The organism is Lawsonibacter sp. OA9 (assembly GCF_022440585.1).
On record NZ_JAKNTI010000030.1, the window covers coordinates 1 to 11,806 of the forward strand.

The window sequence follows — 11,806 nt, forward strand, 5'->3', positions numbered from 1 at the left end:
CACGTCGTCCCCGTATATGATGCGGGCTGCAGCAGATGCAACATCAATTTCAAATCCGGATATCACCCCTGTTGTAGTATCCAGAAGACCGAAACCCGGAACATCGTTTTTGCATCCGATAGTTATGGTAGGGCGATTTTCTGTTTTTTTTATACTGCAGCCTGCCAGAAACAGTATACCTGTTAAAATAACTGTCAACAGTACGGCGGTATGTTTAAGTCTTTTCATACGCAATTCCTCATCTGATAATTTTACTTAAAAATTCTCTTGTGCGCTCATTTTGGGGATGGTCAAAAAAGTGATCGGGGGCGCCCTCCTCGACAATCACCCCGTTCTCAAGAAAAATTACCCGGTCTGCAACCTGACGGGCAAATCCCATCTCATGTGTTACGATTACCATCGTAAAATTATTTTCTTTTGACAGACTGACCATGACGTCCAGTACTTCCTGAACCATTTCAGGGTCCAGCGCAGAAGTGGGCTCATCAAATAAAATGATTTTATTCTGGGTGGCAAGTGCGCGTGCGATTGCGATCCGCTGCTGCTGGCCTCCGGACAGGCTGGGTGGATATGCAGCAGCCTTTTCGGCGAGTCCAACCCTGTCCAGATAATGCATTGCGGCTTCCGCTGCCTCCTTTTTTTTGCGGTGCTTTAGTTTCACAGGGGCTAATGTCAGGTTCTCTAAGACGGTCAGATGCGGATACAGGTTAAACTGCTGGAAAACCATGGAAGAATGTTCCCGGTTGACGGCTGTCCGGTTCTTTTTGGTAAGAACTTCTCCGTCGATCAGAATGCGGCCTGATGTCGGTTCCTCCAGACAGTTCATGCAGCGGATCAAAGTACTTTTACCTGAACCGGAAGGACCGATAATGACCAGTTTTTCGCCTTCTTTAATGTGAAGGTTAATGTCCTTTAGTATCTGGGCGTCGCCAAAATTTTTATATATATTTTCCAGCTGTATCAATGGTGTTCCCTCCTGAGTCTGCATAAATTCCTTATTAGGATAGGATGGTCATTTGGACGGCTGGTTATACGTGTCTGGCACTTTTTCATAATTTACATATGATATTAAGAATAGTACTTTGGATGTGTAATATGAATTTCTTTCTTTCTGGCTTTTTGGAGGCGCTGGTTCTTGTCACCGCACTTTCTGTCGATGCCTTTGTGGCCAGCTTTGCATATGGGACTAACCGTGTGAAGATACCTGTATCTTCCATGGCGGTCATGGATCTGATCTCTGCAAGTATTCTGCTGATATTTCTGCTGATCGGCAGTCTTCTGGTTCCGCTGATCCCATCCGGTTTTGTCCGGATTTTCTGTTTTGCAGTGCTGTTCGGGCTCGGCATGATAAAGATATTCGACAGTTATATCAAAACCCTGATTCGAAAAAACGGGGAACATGCCCCCGAGATTTCGTTTTCATTTCTGGAATTTTGTTTTATTCTGAAGATTTACGCTGATCCTGATAAGGCGGACGCTGATAAAAGCGGCGTTCTGTCGGTAAAGGAGGCGGTATCGCTGGGGACTGCATTGTCTCTGGACAGCGCAGCAGCCGGATTCGGAGCAGGTGTCATGACTCCGAATCCAGTCCTGACGTCCGTTATGTCACTTGTAATAGGAGCCGCGGCGATCCTGGGAGGCAGCCTGCTGGGAAACCGGCTGGCTGAAAAATTGTCTTTAAACCTTTCCTGGATCAGTGGATTTCTGCTTATGGTCCTGGCGTTTATGAAATTTTTGTAAGAGTGTTCCCGGATCAAACAGTAAAAATTCGTGTGCTAACATTGGGGTGGCTGAGAGCAGGATCAGCCCGATCCACTCGCCCAGGCTTAAACGTACCGTTTCGAACATGGAAGTCAGGACAGGAAACTCTGTCACTGCGACCTGCAGGAATATTCCGAGGAGCAGGGCAAGTATCATCAGCGGGTTTGAAAAAGGATTTGTTCGAAACAGTGATTTTTCCACACTGCGCATGCCGATGGCGTGAAACAGTTCTGAGATTCCCAGAACCGTAAAGGCATAAGTCTGAGCCCGCATCAGTACCTGCGGGTCACTCAGCATTATACGCAGATTCTCCAGTGTGACGGGTGTATTGCTTTGACCCAGGCAGCTGAAGGGAACGCTGAAATACGCGGTTAAACTGACTGTCGCGATCAGGCACCCATAGAACAGAGTGCAGAAAAGCCCGCCTCCGGCAAACAGACTTTCTTTGGCGCTTCGAGGAGGTTTTTCCATCAGGATCCGGCGGTCATTTTCATCTACACCAAGCGCAAGCGCCGGCAGTGAGTCGGTGATCAGATTGACCCACAGGATATGACTGGCTTTCAGCGGCGAAGCGAGCCCTGCAATCACAGCCAGAAACATGGTGATGATCTCACCAAAGTTGGAGGAGAGGAGAAAGAGGACGGATTTTTTTATGTTCTCATAGATTCCCCGCCCTTCCTCGATCGCCCGCTCTATTGTGGCAAAGTTATCATCGGTGAGAATAATGTCCGCTGCGTTTTTGGCGACATCGGTTCCGTTCTTGCCCATGGCAATACCGATATCTGCTGCCCGGAGCGCGGGTGCGTCATTGACGCCGTCCCCCGTCATGGCGGTGATGCAGCCCTTACTGCGCAGAGCTTTTACGATACGCACTTTGTGTGCCGGAGAAACTCTGGCAAATACACTGTAATTTTCGATATTTTGTGCGAGTGCCGAATCCGTCAGATTCTCGAGCTCCTGGCCACTTATGCACTCTGTCCTGGAATCTGCGATTGAAAGCTGTTTCGCAATGGAAAAGGCAGTGTCGGCGTGATCCCCTGTTATCATGACAGTCCGGACTCCGGCCTCCCGGAAACGCCTGACTGCCTCAGGAACCTCCGGTCGTGGAGGATCTGACATGCCGACCAGTCCCACGAACGTCAGGTTTTCCTCACGCGGGGAGGATACATCCTCCGCCATCGCCAGGGCGAGAACCCGGAGTGCATCCCGGCTCATTTCCTGCAGTACTGTGCGGATGGCATCTCTGTCACGTGTCTGCATGGGCTCTGGTCCGGTGGCAGTCAGAATACGGTCACAGTGTGCCAGCAGTTCTTCGCAGGACCCCTTGGTATATGAAATTTTCCGGCTGCCCTTCCAATGAACCGTAGTCATCATGCGGCGGCCCGAGTCGAAAGGGATTTCATCGATCCGGCGCCGCTGTTCTTCCAGAGATTCTTTTCTGAAACCTGCCTTCATGCCAAGATCAAGAAGTGCGGTTTCCGTGGGATCGCCGATGGGCCGGCCATTGGAATACATGGCGTCGTTGCACAGAACAAAGCCCTCAAAAAAAGCATGATGCCGGTCAGGATCCATGCTTTCGGGCACATACATGGTACCGCGGGTATAGCATTGTACGACAGTCATCTGGTTCTGGGTCAATGTTCCTGTTTTGTCGGAGCATACGACGTTGACTGAGCCGAGTGTTTCAACTGCCGGAAGCCTGCGGATAATGGTGTTGATTCTGACCATCCTGGAAACACTCAGGGCAAGAACGATGGTGACAACTGCAGGCAGTCCTTCCGGGACGGCGGCGACTGCCAGTGAGATGGCGGTAATCAGCATTTCAAGTATATCTCTTTTCTGCAGAATAGCGATAATAAAAAGCGAGATACACAGGAACACGGCACAGATACTTAAGGCTTTGCCCAGGCTTTCCAGGCGTTTCTGAAGCGGGGTCATTTCTCTGGCCGGTTCCGCGATCATTTTGGCAATGCTGCCGATTTTGGTCTGCATTCCGGTAGCTGCAGTGACACCCTCGCCCCGGCCATAGACCACGCTTGTTGACATATAAACCATATCGGGGACTTCTTTTTCTACCGGGACAGATTCTCCTGTCAGCGCCGACTCTTCAAGCTTAATACTCGAGGCGGAGATCAGTTCAATATCAGCCGGAACCTGGCATCCCGCTTCCAGGCTGACAATATCGCCCACAACAAGGCTGGCAGCCGGTATTTTTCTGTAGATGCCGTCACGTTTTACAATGGCTTCCGGGCTGGTCAGTTTTTTCAGGGCTTCCAGAGATTTCTGTGCCTTGCCTTCCTGTATCATGCCTACCAGTCCGTTTAGCAGGATAACAGCCAGTATGATAAGAGTGTCACCATATTCAGCCAGCATAACGGAGATGATCGCGGCGGCAAACAGGATAAAAATCAGTGGATCGTTCAGCTGCCCGGCGAATCTGGCTGCGGCTGAAGGAGGTTTGGGATGGTAAAGTACATTTTCTCCCTGCTCCCGTTTCCGCCGCCCGGCTTCTTCTTCTGTGAGCCCGCTTTCTGGATCAGTCTGATATTTCCGGCGGATTTCCTGCAAATGATTCTGATAAGACATGGCCCTTCCTTTCGTTTTCTATCCGTTAAATTGTTTCATTATATGTGGAAAAGCTTCAGGAGATACTGATTTTTAAAAGAAAAGCATATAGTGGTAGAAATAGAACGAAATGGCAGATAAGATATGTTAAATGTATTATGGGCGGGAATGATAATTCTGGGAATTGCCTACGGTGCGGCTACCGGCCGTTTTCCGGAAGTTTCGGAGGCTGCGCTTTCTTCGGCAAAGGAGGCGGTGACCCTTGCGATCACCATGCTTGGAATTATGGGATTGTGGTCAGGCATCATGGAGATTGCCACGGGTGCGGGAATCCTGGAACGCATGACGAAGAAAATGGGTCCGATACTGTCTTTTTTGTTTCCGGAGATACCAAAAGACCATCCGGCGCGGGATCATATTTCTACTAATATGATTGCCAACTTTCTGGGGCTGGGCTGGGCTGCCACGCCTGCCGGGCTGAAGGCTATGGAAGAGCTGGCGAATCTTGATGAGGACAGAAGAGGAGGGAAGATATCGGGACCAGTACAGTCAAAGGGGATAGCGAGTAATGAAATGTGTACGTTTTTAATCATCAATATTTCTTCTCTGCAGCTGATCCCGGTGAACATCATCGCATACAGGAGCCAGTATGGAAGCGTGAATCCCACGGCGATCGTTGGCCCCGCAATTGTGGCGACACTGATCAGCACGGTGGTGGGAGTTGTATTCTGTAAGATTATGGATAGGGGACGGAGAACATAAAGTTCTCCATTTTCCTATTATATAAAAAATTTCGCTAACGTAAAAGTAGATGCTGCGATACAACGCTGCAGGATCGGATCTTCAAAAAATCTTAAATCGAATAAAAATGGTATTGTAATACCAGAAAATACGTGCTACCATATAAGAACAAATGTTCTTGATTGGTCAAGGTAAAGGAGGAGTTGCTAATGAAAGATTTTTCTTTTTGGAAAGAATATGAAGGGGCTTCAGAGGGGAGTGGCAGAAGTGAAAAATTATGGTTAATGAATCCTGATACAAACCAGATAGGGCTATTTAAATACAAGAAAGATATAACAACGACAGATCATATCTCGGAGTGTGTTGCATATGAATTGGCACAATTAATAGGGATTCCCTGCGCCAAATTTGAGGTTGGTACCTATAAAGGCAGAGAAGGTTCCATGAGTTATAATATTATTGACCATGAAGGGATGGTACTTATTGAAGGTATTTACTGTATTAGTTTAGAATATAACAATTTTGACGCGGACACGTTATCAGATATGAAGACGGGGGATAAGTATTCAATAGAAATGATACAACGGGTGTTACAACCATTAAAACTTTTTGACGATTTCTTGCCTGTTCTCGTTTTTGATTTTCTGATCGGCAATACAGATCGCCATCAAAGCAATTGGGCATTAATAATGGAAAATAAAGTACTTAGGTTAAGCCCATTATATGATAATAGTTCATCTCTTTGTGCATATGTTAAGGATTCAAAAATAGATCAGTACTTAGGAAATGACCAACTTTTGTGGAAGTCTCTTGTGGATACAAAGTCAAGGTCTTTAATACGTATTGGGAATAAGGAGAAGAAACAACCGACTCAGTTAGATGTACTAAAGTTTCTGCGAGAAAAATATTACAAAGAAACAATTGATATTGTAGAAAAGATTGAGACGTGTGTGACAGAAGAAGCTATCTGTGCTATATTAGACAAATACAAGGAAATACTCCCAAAGAAAAAAAGAGATCTAATATTAAGATTTTTATTATCAAAAGTACAATTAATGACTGGAATTTATGGAAAAAGGGAGGGGTAATATGTCAGTTAAAGGCGGAAAAGATTATCTGTACTTGATTTGGAAATCAGAGAAGTCCAGAAAACAGTACATTGTTGGACAGTTAACTAAAAATAGTCAATATGAATTTCGATATTGCGAGGAAGTGGGATCTGCAATCGCTGATGGGTTTATTCCCTTGCTTTGTTTTCCTGATTTAAATAAGGTTTATAAAGATGATAAACTTTTCTCGATTTTTGTAAGTCGGTTGCCCGACAAAAGAAGAAAGAATATTCGTGATATTTTGAACAAATACGGACTCGAAGAATATGATGAGTATTTATTGTTAAAGAGAAGTGGTGCAAGGCTTCCGATTGACAGTCTTGAATTTATTGACCCGATTTTAGACATGGAAAATGATTTGACACGGATTTTTTACATGGCGGGTGTCAGGCATTATCTGGATTGTGATGGGAAGGATTGCTCCGGAGCCGTGGAGATTACCAGAGGAGATGAAGTTTATCTAAAAAGAGAACCAGATAATCAATATGATCAGAATGCAGTACAGTTGTTAGATTTCACAGGAAAAGTATTGGGGTACGTTCCGAGATATTACAGTGCTGGGGTAGCAGAACTGTTGGCAAAAAGCAAAAAAATTATATGCCATATTTATAATGTGGATAAAAGAAAAAATTGTAATGAGTGTGTTAAGGTTATAATGGAAATTAAACATTAAAATTTCCATTATATTTAAAATGTTTAATCTTACCTTGATACCAGCCAATCTACTGAAGCCGTAGCAGGTAGCAGCCCCAGCAGGAGCGAAAGTTATGGAGGCGTAAAATTTTGTAAATAATCTTGACAATCTGTCTTACGGATGCTATAGTATTTCAAGTATCACGCCGAAGACAGCGGGTGCCTCATGGCATAAAGAGACATTCACCCGCCGAGGAGAGATCATTCTTACCTTAAGAATCTTTCACCCTCACTGTCGAAGTGAGGGTCTTTTTATATCTTGAAGCGTGTACAACAAAATAATATAAGGAGGTGCACCGTTTTATGGCAAAAGTAGAACTGAAACAACCGATCGTAGAAGAAATTGCAAATAGCATTAAAGACGCTCAGGCAGTCGTACTGGTGAATTACAGCGGACTTACTGTTGAGCAGGATACAATTCTTCGTAAGGAATTAAGGGAAGCCGGTATTCAGTACAAAGTGTACAAGAATACAATGATGAACTTTGCATTCAAGGGAACAGCCTGTGAAAGTCTTTCAGAACATCTGCATGGAACTAACGCAATCGCGATTTCCAGTGAAGATGCGACAGCTCCGGCAAGAATCCTGGCTAAATACGCAAAAATGTACCCGGCTCTGGAAATGGTTGCAGGCGTAATCGAAGGAAATTACAATGATCAGGCTGGCATGCAGGCTCTTGCAAGCGTTCCTTCAAGAGAAGAACTGCTTGGAAAACTGCTTGGAAGCATTCAGTCTCCAATCACAAACTTCGCTCGTGTGCTTAATCAGATTGCTGAAGCAGGACAACCTGCAGCTGCAGAAGAGTAGAAGTGTATATTCCGGTTAAAGTACCGGGGAGAAATAATCAAACAAAAATAAAATTATATGGAGGAAAATAAAATGGCAAAATTAACAACAGCTGAATTTATTGAAGCTATTAAAGAGTTAACTGTATTAGAGTTAAACGATCTGGTAAAAGCATGTGAAGAAGAATTTGGTGTATCTGCAGCAGCAGGTGTAGTAGTGGCAGCAGCAGGTGCAGGTGATGCAGCAGCAGTTGAAGAAAAAGATGAGTTTGATGTAGAACTTGCAGAAGTAGGACCAAACAAAGTTAAAGTTATCAAAGTAGTTCGTGAAGCTACAGGACTTGGTCTGAAAGAAGCGAAAGAGATCGTTGACGGAGCTCCGAAAGTGATCAAAGAAGCAGCAGCAAAAGCTGAGGCTGAAGAACTCAAAGCAAAACTGGAAGCTGAAGGTGCTAAAGTTAACCTGAAATAATTCCGGTCATACAGCGAAAGCAAAAGAGCAGGTAGTCCTTATGGATACCTGCTCTTGTTAGTTCGGCTTTTGCACACCCAAAACGCGTTTTCAGTTAAAGTGAATCAATGACATAGCTGGATTCCAGTGTGGAGTCGCCGATAGGGACCCAGGCAGAGGAAAGTTCCAGGATAAATGATTCGGAGGGTGTCTGTTCAGGATGTTCCAGGAATTGGATGATCAACTTACAGATTGTCTTTTCGTTGGTGTCACAGAGACATGTCAGCAGTTTTTTCTGCCGTTTTATCATGTAAGAGGCAGTGACGGCTTTTTCATTGATCATGAATTCCACAAGGTCTTTGAACTCATTATAGTGTTCCTGGTCAAGTGCGGCCATGAATGCGTACTTGCATACACCCTTGTTAAAAAAAGGCCGGTCTTTCAGCATGTGAAAAGCCTCCTCAAAACGGGAAAAGTGCTGCGGCGATAAAAAGACGTGGGCTGCAATCAATGCAGGGATACATTTTTCTCTCCATGTCATAATAATCCCTCCTCGGAATATGATTGTCTCCGAACGCCACCTCGTAAAGCAAAAGCTTCCTCGGTGTTCGTTGCACTCACATGCATTTTGCTGTGAGCTGATGCGTCTGCGGAGCAGCCGATCATCTCTCATCAAACTGCGCGTTCGTAGCTTATGCGTTCATTGTAGCACAGTTGGGCGAAAATCACAATTTGAAATGTAATTTATTGTTGACATTGTATGTTAAATATGATACAGTAAAAAATGCACTATTATGGCAAGATATGCCTACTTCTGGGTGAGAGGCATGTGCGGTAATAAATTTTATATACACAAGGGGTGAAACGTCAATGGAGAAAAACAGAATACGTCCAATTACGACCGGAAAAAGTATGCGGATGAGTTACCAGAGACAAAAGGAAGTTCTGGAAATGCCCAACCTGATCGAGGTTCAGAAAGATTCATATAATTGGTTCCTGAATGAAGGGTTAAAGGAAGTTTTTAATGATATCTCTCCGATTACCGATTACAGCGACAAGTTGAGCCTGGAGTTTGTTGATTTTACATTGTGCGAAGATGATGTGAAATATTCCATCGAAGAATGCAAAGAAAGAGATGCTACGTACGCCGCACCTTTAAAAGTAAAAGTTCGCTTATATAATAAAGAAAATGACGAGATTAATGAACACGAGATATTCATGGGCGATCTGCCTTTGATGACGCAGACAGGTACTTTTGTTATCAATGGTGCAGAACGTGTTATCGTCAGCCAGTTAGTACGTTCCCCTGGTATATACTATGCCATCGCACATGACAAAGTTGGTAAGACCTTATATTCATCTACTGTTATTCCGAACAGGGGTGCGTGGCTTGAGTATGAGACGGATTCCAACGATATTTTCTATGTACGTGTAGACAGGACCAGAAAGGTTCCGATTACAGTACTGATTCGTGCACTGGGAGTGAGCACCAATGCCGAGATTATAGAATTATTTGGTGAGGAACCGAAGATTCTGGCAAGCTTTACAAAGGACACCTCCGAAAATTATCAGGAGGGCCTGCTTGAGTTATACAAAAAGATCCGACCGGGCGAACCGCTCGCTGTAGAGAGCGCAGAGAGCCTGATCATGAGTATGTTCTTCGATCCCAGAAGATATGATCTGGCGAAAGTTGGACGATATAAATTTAATAAAAAACTGATGCTCAAAAATCGTATTACCGGTCATATTCTTGCTGAGGATGTCATTGATACGATGACCGGCGAGATTATCGCGGAAAAGGGCACAGAAGTGACAAGAGAAATGGCGGATTCCATCCAGAATGCAGCCGTTCCTTTTGTGTGGATTCAGACAGAAGAGCGTAATGTCAAAGTGCTGTCCAGCATGATGGTTGATATTACGAATTTTGTCGATGTCGATCCTAAGGAAGTAGGGGTTACCGAACTCGTGTATTATCCGGTGCTGTCCCGCATCCTGGAAGAAAACGACAGTCTTGACGATATAAAAGAAGCCATTAAGAGAGAGATTCATGATCTTATTCCGAAGCATATCACCAAGGAAGATATTCTGGCTTCTATCAATTATAATATTCATCTGGAATACGGTCTGGGAAATGATGATGATATCGACCACCTCGGAAACAGAAGAATCCGTGCAGTCGGTGAACTGCTTCAAAACCAGTACAGGATCGGTCTGTCCAGGCTGGAAAGAGTCGTCCGTGAAAGAATGACAACACAGGACATTGAGGGGATTTCCCCGCAGTCCCTGATCAATATTAAACCGGTCACTGCGGCAGTGAAGGAGTTCTTCGGCTCTTCACAGCTGTCACAGTTTATGGATCAGAATAATCCTCTGGGTGAGCTGACTCATAAACGGCGTCTGTCCGCACTGGGTCCTGGCGGTCTGTCACGAGACAGGGCAGGTTTTGAGGTTCGAGATGTGCACTACTCTCATTATGGAAGAATGTGTCCGATTGAGACGCCTGAAGGTCCGAACATCGGTCTGATCAACTCACTGGCATCCTATGCCCGCATCAATGAGTACGGTTTTGTAGAGGCGCCATACAGAAAGATCGATAAAACCGATCCGAAGAATCCGCGCGTCACAGATGAAGTAATCTACATGACAGCGGACGAGGAAGACGATTATCATGTTGCACAGGCGAATGAGCCGCTGGATGAGAATGGATACTTTATCCACAAAAACGTATCCGGCCGTTACAGAGAAGAGACGCAGGAGTATGAAAAACAGATGTTTGATTACATGGACGTATCTCCTAAGATGGTATTCTCCGTGGCAACTGCACTGATTCCGTTTCTTCAGAATGATGATGCCAATCGTGCGCTGATGGGATCCAACATGCAGCGTCAGGCAGTTCCGCTGATGATCACGGAGGCGCCTGTAGTTGGAACTGGTATGGAGACAAAGACGGCGGTTGACTCCGGTGTCTGCATGACGGCCAAAAGAGCAGGAACGATCCTGCGCTCAACGTCCAAAGAGATCGTGATTCGTTACGATGATGATGCCAGCACAGAGACGTACCATCTGACAAAATTCTTACGAAGCAATCAGAGCAACTGTTATAATCAGAAACCGATCGTGTTTAAAGGGGAACATGTAGAGGCAGGCCAGGTTGTCGCAGACGGTCCGTCCACCTCTCAGGGAGAGCTTGCACTCGGCAAGAACCCGCTGATCGGTTTTATGACATGGGAAGGTTATAACTACGAGGATGCTGTACTGCTCAGCGAACGGCTCGTACAGGAAGATGTCTACACGTCTATTCATATAGAAGAATACGAAGCAGAGTCCAGAGACACGAAGCTTGGACCGGAAGAGATCACGAGAGACGTTCCGGGTGTCGGTGACGATGCGCTGAAAGATCTGGACGAACGCGGAATTATCCGTATAGGTGCGGAGGTCCGTGCAGGTGATATCCTTGTTGGAAAGGTGACTCCGAAAGGGGAAACTGAACTGACAGCTGAGGAACGTCTGCTGCGCGCAATTTTTGGTGAGAAAGCGCGCGAGGTGCGTGATACCTCCCTGAAGGTTCCGCACGGAGAATACGGTATCGTTGTGGATGCCAAAGTGTTTACAAGAGAAAACGGGGATGAGCTCTCTCCTGGTGTTAATCAGGCTGTCCGCATTTATATTGCGCAGAAGAGAAAGATTTCCGTCGGTGATAA

At 45.4% G+C, this 11,806-nt stretch carries 10 protein-coding genes, 1 pseudogene and 1 other annotated feature; of the genes and pseudogenes, 7 read left to right on the forward strand and 4 right to left on the reverse strand.

Going from position 1 to position 11,806, the window contains the following annotated elements; translation table 11 throughout:
• Both MCG44_RS14750 and MCG44_RS14755 read right to left on the reverse strand, forming a co-directional pair.
• A pseudogene (locus MCG44_RS14750) lies at positions 1-228 on the reverse strand (adhesin); the annotation flags it as partial.
• A 10-nt stretch (positions 229-238) separates the two neighbouring features.
• On the reverse strand, positions 239-964 hold the full coding sequence (locus tag MCG44_RS14755; RefSeq protein WP_240288991.1) for an amino acid ABC transporter ATP-binding protein: 726 nt from the start codon (positions 962-964) through the stop codon (positions 239-241).
• Between the two features lie 131 nt (positions 965-1,095).
• Here MCG44_RS14755 and ytaF point away from each other — a divergent pair, with 131 nt between their 5' ends.
• Positions 1,096-1,740 carry a sporulation membrane protein YtaF gene (gene ytaF, locus MCG44_RS14760; RefSeq protein ID WP_240288992.1) on the forward strand — a complete coding sequence of 215 codons (645 nt, stop codon included), beginning with the start codon at positions 1,096-1,098 and terminating at the stop codon, positions 1,738-1,740.
• Here ytaF and MCG44_RS14765 read toward each other — a convergent pair.
• Positions 1,678-4,347, reverse strand: coding sequence for a cation-translocating P-type ATPase (locus MCG44_RS14765; RefSeq protein ID WP_240288993.1), 2,670 nt, complete (start codon positions 4,345-4,347; stop codon positions 1,678-1,680). The two genes, ytaF and MCG44_RS14765, sit on opposite strands and share 63 nt — an antisense overlap.
• A 123-nt stretch (positions 4,348-4,470) precedes the next feature.
• On the opposite strand from MCG44_RS14765, the gene MCG44_RS14770 reads away from it, so the two are divergent.
• The 5 genes from MCG44_RS14770 (at position 4,471) to rplL (ending at position 8,126) form a co-directional block, all read left to right on the forward strand.
• Complete coding sequence (locus MCG44_RS14770; protein ID WP_240288994.1) at positions 4,471-5,088, forward strand: nucleoside recognition domain-containing protein; 618 nt, start codon at positions 4,471-4,473, stop codon at positions 5,086-5,088.
• Between the two features lie 188 nt (positions 5,089-5,276).
• Positions 5,277-6,155 (forward strand): HipA domain-containing protein, encoded by an 879-nt coding sequence (locus tag MCG44_RS14775; RefSeq protein ID WP_240288995.1) that lies wholly within the window; start codon positions 5,277-5,279, stop codon positions 6,153-6,155.
• Between the two features lies 1 nt (position 6,156).
• Entirely contained in the window at positions 6,157-6,849 is a 693-nt protein-coding gene (locus tag MCG44_RS14780; protein ID WP_240288996.1) for an HIRAN domain-containing protein, read from the forward strand.
• 148 nt (positions 6,850-6,997) lie between these two features.
• Positions 6,998-7,131, forward strand: a sequence feature (ribosomal protein L10 leader region).
• A gap of 41 nt (positions 7,132-7,172) precedes the next feature.
• Positions 7,173-7,676, forward strand: a complete 504-nt coding sequence (rplJ, locus tag MCG44_RS14785) for a 50S ribosomal protein L10 (RefSeq protein ID WP_240288997.1) — start codon at positions 7,173-7,175, stop codon at positions 7,674-7,676.
• A 72-nt stretch (positions 7,677-7,748) separates the two neighbouring features.
• Positions 7,749-8,126: a 50S ribosomal protein L7/L12 gene (gene rplL, locus MCG44_RS14790; protein ID WP_240288998.1), complete on the forward strand. Its 378-nt coding sequence runs from the start codon at positions 7,749-7,751 to the stop codon at positions 8,124-8,126.
• A gap of 94 nt (positions 8,127-8,220) precedes the next feature.
• On the opposite strand, the gene MCG44_RS14795 is transcribed toward rplL, so the two are convergent.
• Complete coding sequence (locus tag MCG44_RS14795; protein WP_240288999.1) at positions 8,221-8,553, reverse strand: hypothetical protein; 333 nt, start codon at positions 8,551-8,553, stop codon at positions 8,221-8,223.
• 422 nt (positions 8,554-8,975) lie between these two features.
• Here MCG44_RS14795 and rpoB point away from each other — a divergent pair.
• Positions 8,976-11,806, forward strand: a 2,831-nt coding sequence (gene rpoB, locus MCG44_RS14800) for a DNA-directed RNA polymerase subunit beta (RefSeq protein WP_240289000.1), incomplete at its 3' end; no start/stop codon positions are given.

Excerpts from the sequence above, each read along its gene's own strand:
- ytaF (WP_240288992.1), top strand. The coding sequence starts at position 1,096 with ATGAATTTCTTTCTTTCTGGCTTTTTGGAGGCGCTGGTTCTTGTCACC.
- MCG44_RS14765 (WP_240288993.1), bottom strand. The coding sequence starts at position 4,347 with ATGTCTTATCAGAATCATTTGCAGGAAATCCGCCGGAAATATCAGACT.
- MCG44_RS14770 (WP_240288994.1), top strand. The coding sequence starts at position 4,471 with ATGTTAAATGTATTATGGGCGGGAATGATAATTCTGGGAATTGCCTAC.
- MCG44_RS14775 (WP_240288995.1), top strand. The coding sequence starts at position 5,277 with ATGAAAGATTTTTCTTTTTGGAAAGAATATGAAGGGGCTTCAGAGGGG.
- MCG44_RS14780 (WP_240288996.1), top strand. The coding sequence starts at position 6,157 with ATGTCAGTTAAAGGCGGAAAAGATTATCTGTACTTGATTTGGAAATCA.
- rplJ (WP_240288997.1), top strand. The coding sequence starts at position 7,173 with ATGGCAAAAGTAGAACTGAAACAACCGATCGTAGAAGAAATTGCAAAT.
- rplL (WP_240288998.1), top strand. The coding sequence starts at position 7,749 with ATGGCAAAATTAACAACAGCTGAATTTATTGAAGCTATTAAAGAGTTA.
- MCG44_RS14795 (WP_240288999.1), bottom strand. The coding sequence starts at position 8,553 with ATGCTGAAAGACCGGCCTTTTTTTAACAAGGGTGTATGCAAGTACGCA.